Source organism: Mesorhizobium sp. B2-5-13, assembly GCF_006440535.1.
GTDB classification, from domain to species: domain Bacteria; phylum Pseudomonadota; class Alphaproteobacteria; order Rhizobiales; family Rhizobiaceae; genus Mesorhizobium; species Mesorhizobium salmacidum.
The window spans coordinates 372,804-388,243 of the sequence record NZ_VFUI01000002.1; the positions used below are offsets into that span (position 1 = coordinate 372,804).

Below are 15,440 nucleotides of genomic sequence, written 5' to 3' on the forward strand. Positions count from 1 at the left end.
TCCTAGCCCTGGGATTTGCCGTACAGCGCCTGCAACTTGCCGAACGGCATGGCGGCGCGGGTGAAGCCGAACGTGCCGTCCTGCTGGATTTCGCGCGCCGCCGTCTCCAGCATGCCGTAGGCGAAATTGGTCAGCCACGGCCCTAGCGAAATCCGTTTGACGCCGGCCACGGCAAGGTCGGCGATGGTGAAGCCGGGCTTCGCCATGACATTGACCGGCTTGCCGACCGCCGAGCACAAGGTCTGTACCATCTCGACGTCGCCGATGCCCGGCGCATAGAGCACGTCGGCGCCGGCCTTTTCGAAGGCCTGCAGCCGCTTGATCGTGTCGTCGAGGTCGGACTTGCCCCAGAGGAAATTCTCGGCCCGCGCCGTGAAGACAAAGTCGCGCTTCAGCGCCCGCGCCGCCTCCACCGCGGCGGCGACACGCTCGACCGCGTGCGAAAATTCATAGATGGGCTTGTCCGGATCGCCGGTGTGGTCCTCGATCGAGCAGCCGGCAAGCCCGGCGGCTTCCGCCGCGAAAATGGTCTCGGCGGCCTGCTCGGCGCTGTCGCCCTTGCCCTTCTCCAGATCGGCCGAAACCGGCAGTTCGGTCGCCGCCGTCACCTCGCGGCAATGATGGATCATCTGGTCGAAGCTCACGGCTCCGTCCGGCAGGCCGCGCGAAAAGGCAAAGCCGGCGCTGGTCGTGGCCAGCGCCTTGAAGCCGAAGGAGCCAAGCAGCTTCGTCGTGCCCGGATCCCAGGGATTGGGCATGACGAAGGTCGAGGCATGCAGGTCGCGAAAAATCTTGCCGTTGTCCATGAATGCTCCCCCATGACGAGTGCCGGGGCGGATGCTACCGCGCTGTTCGTGGCCGGGCAAACGAATGCGGTTGGTTCAGAAGCGTTTCTCGTTGTCTGCTGCCAATTTCTCGAAAGCGTCGGAATCGGCGACATAGCGCGCCGTTTTCTTGTCCCAGCGGTAGGTTACGGAATTGTCGTTCGAGACGGCCTTCGGGGCCGGTTCGTCGCAAGTCTCTTCGCCAGGCACTGTCTTGTCGGTTATCGCCGCCTTGATCGCTGCGTAGGGCGAGCCATCGCTCAAAGCCTGGAAGGTCAGGTCTTGGGAGCGCCGGTAGGAACAGACATTTTCGTCGAACGTGTTGATGAGGTCGATCAGCTCAAAACGGCCGTCTCGCACCAGGATAAGCGGCGTCGACATGTAGCCCTGGTTCGAATTGAAATGCGTGCTGGAGATCATCAGCGCATCGTCACTGGGGCCGAGCGAAAGTTTACCGGGGTGGCGAAAGAAGGTGAAACGGTCGGTCGCCACATTGACGGCATCGAGCAGCTTCGGTTTGCCGGTGAGGTCGTAAAGCGCCAGCACCGCATAGCCCTCCGCGCTGTCGGGCGACTGGCCGAGGTCGAACAGCATGGCCAGCCGATCCTTGCCGCCGGCTTTGATGCCAAGCACGCCGGCGCTGAAAACGCTCGGTGCCTCTGGTGGCGAGCTGTCATTGTCGGGACCGGCAATGTGCCGCATCTCGATCGGCGAGGAGCCGACATAATAATCGCCCTTCGCCGTCAGATCCGGAACGACCATCCTGATGAGATCGGCATAGGTCGTATCGGCGTGGCCGACGATGGGTTTGCCGAGGTCCGGGCTGGCGGCATCCTGGGCTCCGGCCGCGCCGCACAGCAATGGCAGCAACAGGCAGGCAAGGACGAGCCGATGCAAAAATCCTGACATGCTTGATATCGTCCCCTCACCCCAAGCGCCGCCAAGCTAACATGACTTGCCGGGCCGCGCAGCTACAGCATATCGCGGCGAATAGGATTCGCCCGACCTGCTGTAAGCTTCTGATTTTATGCATGTCGTTATCCCGGCCTACACGGCCGGCGAATCAGTGGATCGGCACCAGCCCGGCGAGTTCGCGCATATCATCGAACAGGATGCCGCCGGCCTGGATCAGGCCGTCGCGGTCGGAATAGGGGTCGCCATGATAGGAAAACGCCCGCATGCCGGCGGCGATCCCGGCCTGCGTGCCGGCGACGCTGTCCTCGACGACGATGCAGTCGGCGGGCGCGAAGCCCATGGTTCTGGCGGCGTGCAGGAACAGGTCGGGGAACGGCTTGCCGCGCGATACCATGGTGGCACTGAACATGGCATGTTCGAACAGCGGCAACAGCCCGGTCTGGCCAAGGGTTATGTGCATCTTGGAGATCCTTGCCGAGGTGGCGACGCAATAGGCGATGCCGGCCGCGCGGACCGCCTCGATGAACTCCCGGACATAAGGGATCGCCTCGACGCCATGGGCGAACAGATCCGGCAGGCCGGCATTCCAGCGCTCGACGAAATCGGCGCCGAGCCTGACGTTGGTCGTCTCTTCGATCTCTTTCTGCACTGACACCATGCTGCGGCCGGAGAAGTTCTTGCGGCAATATTCGAAGGTCGCGGGATAGCCGGTCGCGCTTAGCCATTCGGCAAGGCGCCGGTTGGCGAGGTTCTCGGTATCGACCAGGATCCCGTCGCAGTCGAAGATGACGAGCTTTGGCAGCGGCCGTGTTTCAGTCATATTGGATCAGTCTACGCGACAAATCGGTTCGATATGCCGAAATACAGCCATGCATCAGGCGGTGCCGGTCGATCCGAATCCGCCCGAGCCGCGCGCCGTGCCGCCGGCCAGCGAACGCTCTTCCACCGCCACCTGCGTCACGGCGCCGAAAACGATTTGGGCGATCCGCATGCCGCGCGTCACGGCGAAGTCCTCGTCGCCGAGATTGACCAGCAGCACCTTCACCTCGCCGCGATAGTCGCTGTCGACCGTGCCGGGTGAATTGAGGACGGTGAGGCCATGTTTGAAGGCAAGGCCCGAGCGTGGCCGCACCTGGCCCTCCATGCCCTCGGGAATTTCCAGGATCAACCCGGTCGGCACCAAGGCGCGCTTGCCCGGCAGGATCAGAAGCGGCCGGTCTTCGGGCACCGCCGCGCGCAAATCCATGCCGGCGGCGCCGGCGCTTTCATAAGCGGGAAGCGGAAGACCCTCACCATGTGGCAACCTGACGAAGCCGACGGTCGGACCGATGACGGAAGGTGTTTGAAGGGCTGCGCGCATAAAATGGATCCTATCGGCGCGATTGCCGATTCGGTCAACTCGACCGCAGGGCTATCAACGGCTTTCTTTCGGGCATCACTGTGGCCTGAGGACGGCTCAACGCACTTCCATCGGAACCACGGTCGTCTCCTTGATCTCCTCCATGACGAAGGAGGCGGAAACATCCGACAAAGCCACCTTGGCGATCAGCCGCTGGTAGAGCCGGTCATAGGCCTTCACGTCGGCGACGCGGGCGCGCAGCACATAGTCGAGATCGCCGGACATGCGGTAGACGCCGATGATCTCGGGCAAGCCCGCCACCGCAGCGCGGAATTTCTGCAGCCAGTCCGGGTCGTGGTTGGATGTGCGGATCAGGATGAACACCGAAAGGCCAAGCCCGAGCTTCTCGGCATCGACCAGCGCCACGCGGCCGGTGATGACGCCAGCTTCCTCCAGCCGCTTGACGCGCCGCCAGCAGGCATTGCGCGACAAGGCCACCCGCTCCGACAACTGGTCGACCGACAAGGTGCCGTCGCGTTGCAATTCGGCGAGCAATTTCCGATCAAGTTCGTCGATTGCCAGTGTCATGTGGGATACTTGTCCCATGAAATCGCAAAATACAAGGATATTTTGGGACCAATGAACCGGTGAGGCGTGTCAGGATACTCATATCGGAACGCAAACGCTGAAGGGAACCAGCATGTCGGTCGCAAGGATTTTCACCTCTCATCCGGCCAAGGTCGGTGAAACCTATTTCGGCCATATGGCCTTCGCCACATGGTTTTCGTCGCGCCTGCTGATGGCGGCGGCAGCAGCATTTGTTCACGCTTTCTTGCCATTTCTCTTTGAGACTACCGCCAGCCGAATCATTCGCGAGCTCTACGAGCGGACGCACAACAGAGGCACACACGCGATCAACGAGCCCGCTGCTCTTCCGGATCGCGCCTAAAGGAAGGCGGAAGCAATGTGCCGGTGGGCGGCCTATCTCGGTGAAGCGGTCTTTCTCGAAGACATCCTCACGGCGCCCTGTCACTCACTGATCGCCCAGAGCCACTGCGCCCAGGAAGCGAAGTCGCCGACCAATGGCGATGGTTTCGGCCTTGCCTGGTACGGCGACCGGCCGGAGCCCGGTCTCTACCGCGACATCCTGCCGGCGTGGTCCGATCCCAACCTGAAGAGCCTGTGCCGGCAGATCAAATCCGGCCTGTTTCTCGCGCATGTGCGGGCCTCGACCGGCGGCGCCACCAGCCGCATGAATTGCCATCCGTTCATCTCCGGCCGCTGGTCGTTCATGCACAATGGCCAGATCGGCGGCTTCGAGAAGATCCGCCGCGCGCTGGAGAACTCGTTGTCCGACGCTGTCTTCGAGCAGCGCGAAGGCACCACCGATTCCGAACTGTTTTTTCTGCTCATGATCGACGAAGGGCTTTCGTCCGACCCGCAAGGTGCCGTTTCCCGCGCCACCTCCCGCGTGCTCGAAGCCTCGCGCCGCGCTGGTCTCGAGCCGGCGCTGAAATTGACCGCCGCCTTCTCCGACGGGCAGGCGCTGCATGCGGTGCGCTATGCCACCGACGTCCAGGCGCCGACGCTCTACACGTCCATCTTCCGCAAGGGCGCTGGCCGCTGCATCGTTTCCGAACCCTTCGATCGAGAGGGCGGCGACTGGCAGGCGATCCCGCCATCGAGCTTCGTCACCATGACAAGGGACGGCATCGACATTCGTCCGTTCGCTCCGCGGCGAAGCTGGCGCTGGCCGGGTAAGTCTTCTTCGCCGATGTCTCAAATCGGCAATGTGGCAGGACAGAGGGGGGCGCCGTAGAGTGCCGACCTCACGCAATCCCAATCAAGCGCCCACCTCCAATGAATGCTCAACTCCGCTTGAAGCCGCGCCGCTATCCGCCATTTGATGAGGCGGCGGCAAGCAAGCCGGAACCTTGATCATGAACCTCGCCTTTTCCTCAGCCACCGATCTCGCCGCCGCCATCGCCGCGCGCAAAATCTCCGCCGTCGAAGCGCTCGACGCCCACCTCGCGCAGATCGACAGGCACAATCCTGCCGTCAACGCCGTCATCTCGCTCGACAGGGACGGGGCTCGCGAGCGTGCCGAGGAGGCCGATGCGGCATTGTCGCGTGGCGAAGCGCTCGGGCCGCTGCACGGCGTCCCCTTCACGCTGAAGGACATGCACGAGACATCTGGGATGAAAACCACGGTCGGCTTCCCGCTCTTCGCCGACTATGTGGCGAAAGAGGACAGCCCCGTCGTTAACAGGTTGAAGACAGCCGGCGGTGTGCTGATGGCCAAGACTAATGTCGCCACAATGCTGTCCGACTGGCAATCGGACAATCCGCTGTTCGGCCGCACCAGCAATCCCTGGAATCTCCAGCGCACCCCGGGCGGATCCAGCGGCGGCGCCGCTGCCGCCGTCTGCACAGGCATGACACCGTTCGACATCGGCACCGACATGCAGGACTCGATCCGCCTTCCCGCGGCGTTCTGCGGCGTCTACGGCCTGAAGCCGACGGAACATCGCGTTTCGCTGGCCGGCGCCTTTCCGGATCCAGGCGGTGCGGCGCGAAGCGTGCGGCTGATGTCCTGTCTCGGCCCACTGGCGCGCAGCATCGACGATTTGGCGTTGATCTATCGGATCATCGCCGGCCCGGACGACCGCGACACCGACCTTGCGCCGGTGCCCGTCGAGGCCATGCCGAAGCTCGACCTCCAAACTTTGCGCATCGCTTTCGCGCCCTCCTTTCCCGGGTTCCCAGTGGCCGGCGGCATCAGTGCAGCGGTCGAAAATGTCGCAAGACGACTGCAAGACGCCGGCGCCATCATCGAGGAAGCGAAACTGCCCAAGCTCGACCTGCACGACGATCTCGCCCAGGGCGGCGCGCTGATCGGCATGATGATGGAGGCGGCGCAGCAGGAACCGCCGGAGGAGCCGGCATCGGTCTCGCGCTGGTTTGAGGCACTGGCCCGCCGCGACAAATCCATTCTCGTCTGGGACCGTTTTTTCGAGGATTGGGACGCGCTGCTCTGCCCGGTCGCCATGACCACGGCATTCCCGCATTGTGCGCCGGGCACTGCGATCAAAGTCGACGGCAAGGACCAGAGCTACTGGATGTTGCCGGCCTACGGAGCCGTCTTCAACTACAGCGGCCACCCGGCGCTTTCGATACCTTGCGGGCAGGACAGCGACGGCCTGCCGATCGGCCTGCAGCTTGTCGGCGCACGCTGGTCGGAGGCGCGGCTGCTCGCCGTGGGCAAGGGGATGGCGCCCTTGACCGGCGGCTTCAGTCGTCCGCCCGGCTATTGAGCGAAGCGCGACAGTCCGTAAGGCGCCAGCAGCGGGTCGCGCTCGCCGCCAAGGATTTCGCGCGTGGCGAACAGGCCGACGGCCGGCGCCAGCGTGATGCCGGAATGCATGACCGCGATGTAGACGCCATCCATGCCCTCGGCGCGGCCGATGATCGGAAAGCCGTCGATCGGTGTCGGCCGGTAGCCGACCGTGTAGAAATCCAGCTCAAGTCCGTCGCTGTCGCGCAACATGGCTTTCGTGGCCGCGAACAACGCGCGGGCGGTGGCTTTGGCATCCATCCCCGGATCGGCGCCGCCGAAGTCCGAGCCGGCGATGATACGGCCTTCCGCCGTCTGGCGCATGTGCAGCCGCTCGGCCAGCACCAGTCCGTTGAGCAGCTTCTTGTATGGCCGCGAATGGACGATCAGGCCGGGCGGGGTCTCGATCGGCAGGTTGATGCCGGCGGTCGCGGCAATGTCCGGCGAGCCGACGCCTGCCGCGATCACCACCTCGTCGGCGGCAATCAGCCCATGCGATGTGCCCACGCCGGTTATCCTGCCATTGGTCTGGATCAGCGCCGTGACCGTACTGGAACGGATGCGCGCGCCGCGCTGTTCGGCATCGGCCAGCAGGGCCTTGGAGGCTGCGACCGGCTCGGCAACACCTTCCTCGGCGACATGCAAAGCGAAATCCGGCGGTTCGGCGAGATTCGGCTCGATGCGCGCCGCGCCGGCACGGTCGACGCGCTCGATGCCGTAGCCCCAGGCTGAGTGCTCCGCGGCATAGGTTCCCATATCCGCCGCCGATAGATCCCAGCACAGGCCGCCGCACCAGTTGAGCGGCAGGCCGGGCAGGTCTCTCGCCAGCCGAGACCATTCGGCCATGGCGCGGCTGCGCAGCCGGAAATAAGGCTCCGCATTGCCCCAGCTGGCATTGATCCAGGCAAAGGAATTGAGCGTCGCGACACCCCCGGCCTCGCTGTCGGCGATGACCGTTACCTGGGCGCCCGCTTTGGTCAGGTGCCAGGCAATCGACGCACCGATGATGCCGGCGCCGATGACGATCACTTGTTTGCCGGCGCTCATGTTCGCTCCTGATCCAAGGGTGACATGTCATCCAAGTGCCATCCTGTCCGCCGCTTGCCAACATCGAATGCCATAAAAAAGGCAGCTTGACATCAATACGTACGTACGTATTATATGACCATGGCTAGACAATCACTCCGCGAAAAACTCCTCGATGCCGGTTTCCAGACCATCTGGGACTCGGGCTATGCCGCCGCCGGCATACGCGACATCGTCGCCGCGGCTGACGCCCGGCCGGGCTCCTTCACGAACCATTTTGCCTCCAAGGAGCAATTTGTTGGCGAAGTGGTCGACCGCTATTTCGCCTATGTGAGCGGACTGGTCGAAACAGCGCTGGCCCGGGATGGGACCCCGCCTGTCGGCAGGCTGCGCCGTTATCTCGATCTCATCACCTCGAAGCTTGAAGCGCATGATTGGGCGCGCGGCTGCATGATCGGCAATCTCAGTCTTGAGACCGCCGTGCACAGCGAACCGCTGCGCCTGCGGCTGGTCGCTATCTTCGAGCGCTGGCGTCGGCCCTTCGCGGCCTGCATCGCCGAAGGCCAGGCGACCGGCGACATCACGAGAGCCTTCGATGCCGAGGACCTTGCCGACTTCCTGCTGTCGTCCTGGCAAGGCGCCATGCTGCGTATGAAAGTCGAGCATAGCCCCGAGCCGCTCGAGCGATTCAAGAAGATCATCTTCAGTACAGTCTTTGGAAAGGAGCCGATCCCATGACTTCGAAAGCCGACATGCCTCAGGCGGGCGTCGCCGCACCGAGACGTTCGCAAATCGCCGTCCTCGATTCGACCATGTCCTTTGTCGAGGCCGGCGCGTCCGGCCCGACCGTGCTGTTCCTGCATGGCAATCCGACCTCATCGCATATCTGGCGCAACATCATCCCGCACGTGGCGCCGTTCGGGCGCTGCATCGCGCCCGACCTGATCGGCTATGGCCAATCCGGCAAGCCCGATATCGACTATCGCTTCTTCGACCATGTCCGCTACCTCGACGCCTTTCTCGACGCGCTCGACATCAGGGACATGGTTCTGGTCGCCCAGGATTGGGGCACTGCCCTGGCCTTCCATCTTGCGGCGCGGTGGCCGCGCCGCGTTTTCGGCCTCGCCTTCATGGAGTTCATCCGGCCCTTCGAGCGTTGGGAGGACTTTCACCAGCGTCCGCAAGCTCGCGAAATGTTCAAGGCGTTGCGTACACCCGATGTCGGCGAGAAGCTGGTCCTGGAAGACAATGTCTTCGTCGAAAAATTGCTGCCGGCCTCGGTGCTGCGCACAATGAGCGACGAAGAGATGGCCGTCTACCGGGCGCCGTTCCCGACGCCGCTATCGCGCAGGCCGGTGCTGCGTTTGCCCCGGGAATTGCCGATCGAGGGCCAGCCCGCCGACGTCGCCGCCATCAGCGAACACGACCATCGGGCGCTGCGGCTGTCCACCTATCCGAAACTGCTGTTCGCCGGCGATCCAGGCGCGCTGATCTCACCGCAGGCCGCACGCGAATTCGCGGCCAGCTTGAAGAACTGCCGGTTCATCGATCTCGGGCCTGGCGCGCACTACCTGCAGGAGGATCATGCCGACACGATCGGCAGCGCTATCGCCGGCTGGCTTCCGGGGGGCGTTCAGGCGGGCCGCATGAACGAACCCGCCTGAAGCAAGCCATGCAACCGGCGGCGTTCACGCCGCCGGACCGGTCGACAGCCCGGCGCTGCGCTGCTAGAAGCCCGGCCTGTCACACGGAAATCCCAAGAGAATGCCCGAAATTATTCCAGAGGAAGTGGCGCGCCGCCGCACTTTCGCGATCATCGCTCACCCCGACGCCGGCAAGACGACGCTGACCGAAAAGCTGCTGCTGTTCGGTGGCGCCATCCAGCTTGCCGGCGAGGTCAAGGCCAAGAAGGACCGCATCCAGACGCGTTCCGACTGGATGAAGATCGAGCGCGAGCGCGGCATTTCGGTCGTCACCTCGGTGATGACGTTCGAATATGAGGACAACGTCTTCAACCTGCTCGACACGCCGGGCCACGAGGATTTCGCCGACGACACCTATCGCACGCTGTCGGCGGTCGACTCGGCCGTCATGGTCATCGACGCCGCCAAGGGCATCGAGCCGCGCACGCTGAAGCTGTTCGAGGTCTGCCGGCTGCGCGACATCCCGATCATCACCTTCGTCAACAAGATGGACCGTGAAAGCCGCGATCCGTTCGAGATTTTGGACGAGATCGAGCAGAAGCTGGCGCTGGACACCGCGCCCATCACCTGGCCGATTGGCCGTGGCAAGACTTTTTCCGGCACCTATCACCTGGCGCTGAACGCCGTGCGCAAGGGCGACGACGAGAAGGAACGCACGCCGGTCAACGGTCCCGATTCCAACCGCGTTGCCGGCCTGCTGCCGGAAAACGAGCGCGAGGCTTTCATCGAGGAACTGGAGCTCGCGCGAGAGGCGTGCAGACCCCTTGATATCGACGCTTTTCGCGAGGGCCATCTGACGCCGGTCTATTTCGGCTCGGCGCTGCGCAATTATGGCGTGCGCGACCTGATCGAGGCGCTTGGCGCCTTTGGTCCGCCACCGCGCGCGCAGGAGGCCGACACCCGCACCATCGAGGCGACGGAGGAAAAAATGACCTCCTTCGTCTTCAAGATCCAGGCCAATATGGATCCCAACCACCGCGACCGCATCGCCTTCGTGCGCGTCTGCTCGGGCAAGCTCGAGCGCGGCATGAAGGCCAAGCTGGTGCGCACGGGAAAGCCGATGAGCCTCTCGGCCCCGCAATTCTTCTTCGCCCGCACCCGTGTCACCGCCGACGAAGCCTTCGCCGGAGATGTCGTCGGCATCCCCAACCACGGCACGCTGCGCATCGGCGACACGCTGACCGAGGGCGAGGAAATCCTGTTTCGCGGCGTGCCGAATTTTGCCCCGGAAATCCTGCGTCGTGTCCGCCTCGGCGACGCGATGAAGGCGAAAAAACTCAAGGAAGCGCTGCACCAGATGGCCGAGGAAGGCGTGGTGCAGCTGTTTTCGCCCGAGGACGGCTCACCGGCTATCGTCGGCGTCGTCGGCGCCCTGCAGCTCGATGTGCTGAAAGAGCGGCTGAACTTCGAATACACGCTGCCCGTCGAATTCGAGATGTCGCGCTTTTCGGTCTGCCGCTGGATCTCGGCCGATGACAAGGCCGAGGTGCTTCGCTTCATCGAGGCGCATCGCGGCGACATCGCCCGCGACCTCGACAACGACCCGGTCTTCCTCGCCCAGCACGCCTTCTCGCTGAACTACGAAGCCGAGCGCTGGAAAGCGATCCGCTTCGCCACGATCAAGGATTATCAGGTCCGCGACAAAGCGGCATAAGAACCCTTTTTCCTTCTCCCGTTCACGGGGAGAAGGTGCCCGAAGGGCGGATGAGGGGCAGCGCCGACTTCAAGGATCGTTAGACTCAATCCCCCGGCCTTCGCAAGCTCCGGGCGTTCGAAGCTCGAAAAGCCAAGCAATTGGCTTTTCGTCCGCTACGCGGACCGCTTCTCACCCTTTCGCCGCCGCCTCCAATTTGGCGATATCGATCTTGCCCATCTGCATCATCGCTGACATCACCCGGCCGGCCTTGGCCCTGTCAGGATCCTGAAGCAGTCGCGGCAACTGCTCCGGCACGACCTGCCAGGAAACACCGAACTTGTCCTTCAGCCAGCTGCATCGGCCGGGCTCGCCGCCGCCTTCGGTGAGTTTGCTCCAGAAATGATCGACCTCGTCCTGCGTCTTGCAGTCGATCGAGAGCGACATGGCCTCCGTGAACTTGTATTGCGGGCCGCCATTGAGCGCCTGGAACTGCACACCGTCGAGCTCGAACGATGCCACCAGCACTTTGCCTTCCGAAGCATGGCCCTGCGGCCAGCGCGTGACGCTCAGCACCTTCGAATTCTTGAAGATGGATACGTAATGGTTCATGGCCTCTTCGGCCTGGTCGTCGAACCACAGGAAGGTGGTGATCTTTTGCATGTCGTTCTCCTCGGTTGCTTCTTGCTGCCACAATGAAACGGCTGGCTCCCGGAATGGCGCCATTTCTTGCCGTCTGCCCAAGGACGGTCGTGATACGCCCGATCCGACAACGGCACCGGATTTTCCTGGAGAATCTGGCGCATTGCAAAATTGTGGCCAGACCATAGTTGCGCGTCTATAACCCCTGCGATCAAAATTCAGCGCCGCCGCGCCCGGCGCGGCCAGCCACCAAGGAAAAAACATGCCCGCCTACCGTTCCCGCACCACCACCCATGGCCGCAACATGGCCGGCGCCCGCGGCCTGTGGCGCGCCACAGGCATGAAGGATAGTGATTTCGGCAAGCCGATCATCGCGGTGGTCAATTCCTTCACCCAGTTCGTGCCCGGCCATGTTCATCTGAAGGACCTCGGCCAGCTGGTCGCGCGCGAGATCGAGAAGGCCGGCGGTGTCGCCAAGGAATTCAACACCATCGCGGTCGACGACGGCATCGCCATGGGCCATGACGGCATGCTCTATTCGCTGCCGTCGCGCGAGCTGATCGCCGATTCCGTCGAATACATGGTCAACGCGCATTGCGCCGACGCCATGGTCTGCATCTCCAACTGCGACAAGATCACCCCCGGCATGCTGATGGCCTCGCTGCGCCTCAACATCCCGACCGTGTTCGTCTCCGGCGGGCCGATGGAAGCCGGCAAGGTCGTGCTGGCCGGCAAGACGCAGGCGCTCGACCTGGTCGACGCCATGGTGGCCGCTGCCGACGACAAGATCTCCGACGAGGACGTCAAGGTCATCGAGCGCTCGGCCTGCCCGACCTGCGGCTCCTGCTCGGGCATGTTCACCGCCAACTCGATGAACTGCCTGACCGAGGCACTCGGCCTGTCGTTGCCCGGCAACGGCTCGACGCTGGCCACACATGCCGACCGCAAGCGTCTGTTCGTCGAGGCCGGTCATCTCGTCGTCGATCTCGCCCAGCGCTACTACGAGCAGGATGACGAGAGCGCACTGCCGCGCAGCATCGCCTCGAAGGGCGCCTTCGAGAACGCCATGACGCTCGACATCGCCATGGGAGGCTCGACCAACACGGTGCTGCACATCCTGGCCGCCGCCCATGAGGGTGAGGTCGACTTCACCATGGAGGACATCGACCGGCTGTCGCGGCGGGTGCCTGTCCTTTGCAAGGTGGCGCCGGCTAAGTCCGACGTGCACATGGAAGACGTCCATCGCGCCGGCGGCATCATGGCCATCCTCGGCCAGCTCGACGAGGCCGGACTGATCAATCGCGATCTGCCGACGGTGCATACCGCCAGCCTCGGCGAAGCGCTCGACCATTGGGATATTTCGCGCAGCTCGAGCCAGAATGTGCGCGACTTTTTCCTCGCCGCTCCCGGCGGCGTGCCGACACAGGTCGCTTTCAGCCAGGACCGCCGCTGGGACGAGCTCGACACGAACCGCGAAACCGGCGTCATCCGCTCGGCGAAGACGCCTTTCTCGAAAGATGGCGGCCTTGCCGTGCTGAAAGGCAATCTGGCGCTCGACGGCTGCATCGTGAAGACGGCCGGCGTCGACGAGTCGATCCTGAAATTCACCGGTCCGGCGCGCGTCTTCGAGAGCCAAGACGCTTCGGTCAAGGCGATCCTTGCCAATGAGATCAAGGCTGGCGATGTCGTCGTCATCCGCTATGAGGGACCGCGCGGCGGCCCCGGCATGCAGGAAATGCTCTATCCGACCAGCTATCTGAAGTCGAAGGGCCTGGGCAAGGCCTGCGCGCTGGTCACCGATGGCCGCTTCTCCGGCGGCACCTCGGGCCTGTCCATCGGCCATGCTTCGCCTGAAGCGGCGGAAGGCGGGCTGATCGGGCTGGTGCAGGAGGGCGATACGATCGAGATCGATATCCCGAACCGCACCATCCGCCTCGCCGTGGACGACGCGGAACTCGATGCGCGCCGCGCGGCCATGGAGGCCAAGGGCGCGGACGCTTGGAAGCCGCAGGAAAAGCGCAAGCGCAAGGTGACGACCGCGCTGCGCGCCTACGCTGCCTTCGCCACCAGTGCCGACAAGGGGGCCGTGAGGCACGTGCCGGAGTAAGGGCGGTTCTTCCTTCTCCCACAACAAGGGGAGAAGGAAAAACCTCACGGCATCAGCTGATACTCATAAAGCTTCTGGTAAAGCCCGCCTTGCCCCAGCAGGGTCTTGTGCGGGCCGCTTTCCACCACCTTGCCGGCTTCCAGCACCACGATCGTGTCGGCCTGGTGCACGGTCGACAAGCGGTGGGCGATGACGATCGTGGTGCGCCCCTCCGTCAGCTGTTGCAGCGCATCGCGGAACAGCGCCTCGGATTCGGCATCGAGCGCGCTGGTCGCTTCGTCCAGCAGCAGGATTTCGGCGTTGCGCAGCATAGCGCGGGCGATCGAGATGCGCTGGCGCTGACCGCCCGACAAAAGGCCGCCATTCTCGCCGACATCCGTTTCGTAGCCTTTCGCCTGCGCGATGATGAAGTCATGCGCGTTGGCCGCCTTGGCCGCTGCGATCACCTCGTCGTCGGTCGCATCTTGCCGCCCAAGCCGGATGTTGTGCATGATCGTGCCGGCAAACAGGAACGTGTCCTGGCTGACATAGGCGATTTTTTCCCTAAGCGAGGCGAGCGTGGCATAGGAAATGTCCTGTCCGTCAAGCAGCACCCTGCCGCTCTTCGGGTCATATAGGCGCATGATAAGGTTCAGGATCGTCGACTTGCCGCCGCCGGAGGGGCCGACCAGCGCCGTCATCTTGCCGGCCGCAAGAGCCAGGTCGAACCGGTCAAGCACTGGCGGGCCATTCTGATAGGCGAAGCTGACGGCGTCGAACCGGATCTCGCCAGGTCCGGCATGAAGCGGCCTTGCATCCGGCTTCTCGGCCAATGTCAGAGGCTCGTCGGCCAACTGGAACATCATGCGCACGCCGACAATGCCGCTTTCCAGGGAGATACGGACGCGCGCGAGGCGCTTTGCCGGTTCATAGGCAAGCAGCAGCGCCGCGATGAAGGCCATGATGTTGCCAGGCATCTGGCCGCCCTTCAGAACCAGTAAGCCGCTGACCATGACGGCGCCGGCGATCGCCAGACCGGCCAGCGTTTCCATCACCGGATTGGTCACCGCTTCCAGCGCGGCGATGTTGTTGGCCCGGTCCTCGACATCGGACACCGCCCTGTACATGCGCTTGCGCATCAAGCCTTCGAGGTTGAAGGATTTGACCACGCGCACGCCGATCGCGGTTTCCTGCATCACCTGGACGATCTGGCCGACCGAACGGAACTCCATGGCGGCGAACTTGCGCACACGCTTCAGGATGCGGTTGACGCCATAGATGGCCAGCGGACCGACGACGAAGCAGATCAGCGACAGCGCCGGCTGCTGCCAGACCATGACCCCAATCAAGGCAGCCAGCGTCACCAGGTCGCGCACATAGGAGGTGACGATGAGGTCGAGCACGTTGCGCGCCGCCTGGGCATTGTTGGTCATGCGGGTGATCAGGTCGGACGACGAGGTCGAGTGGTAGAATTCGATGCCTTGCGCCAGGACGCGGTCGTAGATCTTGCGCTGCCGTTCGGCGATGATGGCGTTGCCGACCCGGCTCATGAAGTAGGCCTGGACGAAGTTGGCGATGCCCTTGACGATGAAGATCGCGGCGACCGCCACGGCAATCATGTTGACGCGATCGACCCTTTTGTCGATCACGAATTCATTGGTTATTTCGCGCAGGATCCAGGCGCTGGCGGCCGTCATGCCGGCCACCACCAGCATCGACAGGATGGCGGCGGCGTAGCCGGCCCTGTGCTGCCGGAACGATTCCCGGAGCAGCCTTGCGACGAGGCGCTGGTTTTCCGTCGAGCGGAAGAAGCGAAACACGGCTGATCCTTGATGCCGGGATGACGAAGGCGGCTTATAGAGGGAGTTGCCGCCGGAGGGAACCTTGCCGCCATGGAAAGAAACCGCTGCGGCAGGCTGCCTTTTGAGACACGATGCA

At 63.6% G+C, this 15,440-nt stretch carries 15 protein-coding genes; 7 read left to right on the forward strand and 8 right to left on the reverse strand.

Annotation, left to right across the window (positions count from 1 at the left end; all coding sequences use genetic code 11):
- Positions 1-2: 2 nt before the first annotated feature.
- The 5 genes from FJ434_RS05055 to FJ434_RS05075 form a co-directional block, all read right to left on the reverse strand.
- Positions 3-806, reverse strand: coding sequence for an oxaloacetate decarboxylase (locus FJ434_RS05055; RefSeq protein WP_140746249.1), 804 nt, complete (start codon positions 804-806; stop codon positions 3-5).
- Between the two features lie 75 nt (positions 807-881).
- The gene (locus tag FJ434_RS05060; RefSeq protein WP_140746252.1) at positions 882-1,733 is read right to left on the reverse strand and encodes a hypothetical protein; all 852 of its coding nucleotides are present in this window, start codon (positions 1,731-1,733) and stop codon (positions 882-884) included.
- Between the two features lie 154 nt (positions 1,734-1,887).
- On the reverse strand, positions 1,888-2,559 hold the full coding sequence (locus tag FJ434_RS05065; protein ID WP_140746255.1) for an HAD family phosphatase: 672 nt from the start codon (positions 2,557-2,559) through the stop codon (positions 1,888-1,890).
- Positions 2,560-2,613: 54 nt separating this feature from the next.
- Positions 2,614-3,099 carry a dUTP diphosphatase gene (dut, locus tag FJ434_RS05070; RefSeq protein ID WP_140716520.1) on the reverse strand — a complete coding sequence of 162 codons (486 nt, stop codon included), beginning with the start codon at positions 3,097-3,099 and terminating at the stop codon, positions 2,614-2,616.
- Between the two features lie 96 nt (positions 3,100-3,195).
- Entirely contained in the window at positions 3,196-3,666 is a 471-nt protein-coding gene (locus FJ434_RS05075) for an Lrp/AsnC family transcriptional regulator (RefSeq protein ID WP_140509144.1), read from the reverse strand.
- A gap of 112 nt (positions 3,667-3,778) precedes the next feature.
- Between FJ434_RS05075 and FJ434_RS05080 the strand changes: the two genes are divergently transcribed.
- The 3 genes from FJ434_RS05080 to FJ434_RS05090 all read left to right on the forward strand — a co-directional run bounded on the left by FJ434_RS05080 (position 3,779) and on the right by FJ434_RS05090 (position 6,392).
- A complete protein-coding gene (locus tag FJ434_RS05080; RefSeq protein ID WP_140509146.1) occupies positions 3,779-4,027 on the forward strand; it encodes a DUF6356 family protein in 249 nt (82 codons plus the stop codon).
- A gap of 15 nt (positions 4,028-4,042) precedes the next feature.
- Positions 4,043-4,897, forward strand: a complete 855-nt coding sequence (locus FJ434_RS05085) for a class II glutamine amidotransferase (protein WP_246675887.1) — start codon at positions 4,043-4,045, stop codon at positions 4,895-4,897.
- Between the two features lie 121 nt (positions 4,898-5,018).
- Positions 5,019-6,392: an amidase gene (locus tag FJ434_RS05090; RefSeq protein WP_140746258.1), complete on the forward strand. Its 1,374-nt coding sequence runs from the start codon at positions 5,019-5,021 to the stop codon at positions 6,390-6,392.
- Here FJ434_RS05090 and FJ434_RS05095 read toward each other — a convergent pair.
- On the reverse strand, positions 6,386-7,459 hold the full coding sequence (locus tag FJ434_RS05095) for an FAD-binding oxidoreductase (RefSeq protein ID WP_140746261.1): 1,074 nt from the start codon (positions 7,457-7,459) through the stop codon (positions 6,386-6,388). The genes FJ434_RS05090 and FJ434_RS05095 overlap by 7 nt on opposite strands.
- Before the next feature lie 120 nt (positions 7,460-7,579).
- On the opposite strand from FJ434_RS05095, the gene FJ434_RS05100 reads away from it, so the two are divergent.
- The 3 genes from FJ434_RS05100 to FJ434_RS05110 all read left to right on the forward strand — a co-directional run bounded on the left by FJ434_RS05100 (position 7,580) and on the right by FJ434_RS05110 (position 10,795).
- Entirely contained in the window at positions 7,580-8,176 is a 597-nt protein-coding gene (locus FJ434_RS05100; protein WP_140746264.1) for a TetR/AcrR family transcriptional regulator, read from the forward strand.
- Positions 8,173-9,102, forward strand: coding sequence for a haloalkane dehalogenase (locus tag FJ434_RS05105; protein WP_140746267.1), 930 nt, complete (start codon positions 8,173-8,175; stop codon positions 9,100-9,102). The genes FJ434_RS05100 and FJ434_RS05105 overlap by 4 nt, the downstream gene beginning before the upstream one ends.
- Positions 9,103-9,202: 100 nt before the next feature.
- Positions 9,203-10,795 carry a peptide chain release factor 3 gene (locus FJ434_RS05110; RefSeq protein WP_140509158.1) on the forward strand — a complete coding sequence of 531 codons (1,593 nt, stop codon included), beginning with the start codon at positions 9,203-9,205 and terminating at the stop codon, positions 10,793-10,795.
- 171 nt (positions 10,796-10,966) lie between these two features.
- On the opposite strand, the gene FJ434_RS05115 is transcribed toward FJ434_RS05110, so the two are convergent.
- Positions 10,967-11,437: a VOC family protein gene (locus tag FJ434_RS05115; RefSeq protein ID WP_027142181.1), complete on the reverse strand. Its 471-nt coding sequence runs from the start codon at positions 11,435-11,437 to the stop codon at positions 10,967-10,969.
- A gap of 241 nt (positions 11,438-11,678) precedes the next feature.
- Here FJ434_RS05115 and ilvD point away from each other — a divergent pair, with 241 nt between their 5' ends.
- Complete coding sequence (gene ilvD, locus FJ434_RS05120) at positions 11,679-13,523, forward strand: dihydroxy-acid dehydratase (protein WP_140746270.1); 1,845 nt, start codon at positions 11,679-11,681, stop codon at positions 13,521-13,523.
- A 44-nt stretch (positions 13,524-13,567) separates the two neighbouring features.
- On the opposite strand, the gene FJ434_RS05125 is transcribed toward ilvD, so the two are convergent.
- Complete coding sequence (locus FJ434_RS05125) at positions 13,568-15,322, reverse strand: ABC transporter ATP-binding protein (protein WP_140746273.1); 1,755 nt, start codon at positions 15,320-15,322, stop codon at positions 13,568-13,570.
- Positions 15,323-15,440: the final 118 nt, after the last annotated feature.

Bases quoted from the DNA above. Each gene is read 5' to 3' on its own strand.
- FJ434_RS05055 (WP_140746249.1), bottom strand. From the start codon at position 806: ATGGACAACGGCAAGATTTTTCGCGACCTGCATGCCTCGACCTTCGTC.
- FJ434_RS05060 (WP_140746252.1), bottom strand. From the start codon at position 1,733: ATGTCAGGATTTTTGCATCGGCTCGTCCTTGCCTGCCTGTTGCTGCCA.
- FJ434_RS05065 (WP_140746255.1), bottom strand. From the start codon at position 2,559: ATGACTGAAACACGGCCGCTGCCAAAGCTCGTCATCTTCGACTGCGAC.
- dut (WP_140716520.1), bottom strand. From the start codon at position 3,099: ATGCGCGCAGCCCTTCAAACACCTTCCGTCATCGGTCCGACCGTCGGC.
- FJ434_RS05075 (WP_140509144.1), bottom strand. From the start codon at position 3,666: ATGACACTGGCAATCGACGAACTTGATCGGAAATTGCTCGCCGAATTG.
- FJ434_RS05080 (WP_140509146.1), top strand. From the start codon at position 3,779: ATGTCGGTCGCAAGGATTTTCACCTCTCATCCGGCCAAGGTCGGTGAA.
- FJ434_RS05085 (WP_246675887.1), top strand. From the start codon at position 4,043: ATGTGCCGGTGGGCGGCCTATCTCGGTGAAGCGGTCTTTCTCGAAGAC.
- FJ434_RS05090 (WP_140746258.1), top strand. From the start codon at position 5,019: ATGAACCTCGCCTTTTCCTCAGCCACCGATCTCGCCGCCGCCATCGCC.
- FJ434_RS05095 (WP_140746261.1), bottom strand. From the start codon at position 7,459: ATGAGCGCCGGCAAACAAGTGATCGTCATCGGCGCCGGCATCATCGGT.
- FJ434_RS05100 (WP_140746264.1), top strand. From the start codon at position 7,580: ATGGCTAGACAATCACTCCGCGAAAAACTCCTCGATGCCGGTTTCCAG.
- FJ434_RS05105 (WP_140746267.1), top strand. From the start codon at position 8,173: ATGACTTCGAAAGCCGACATGCCTCAGGCGGGCGTCGCCGCACCGAGA.
- FJ434_RS05110 (WP_140509158.1), top strand. From the start codon at position 9,203: ATGCCCGAAATTATTCCAGAGGAAGTGGCGCGCCGCCGCACTTTCGCG.
- FJ434_RS05115 (WP_027142181.1), bottom strand. From the start codon at position 11,437: ATGCAAAAGATCACCACCTTCCTGTGGTTCGACGACCAGGCCGAAGAG.
- ilvD (WP_140746270.1), top strand. From the start codon at position 11,679: ATGCCCGCCTACCGTTCCCGCACCACCACCCATGGCCGCAACATGGCC.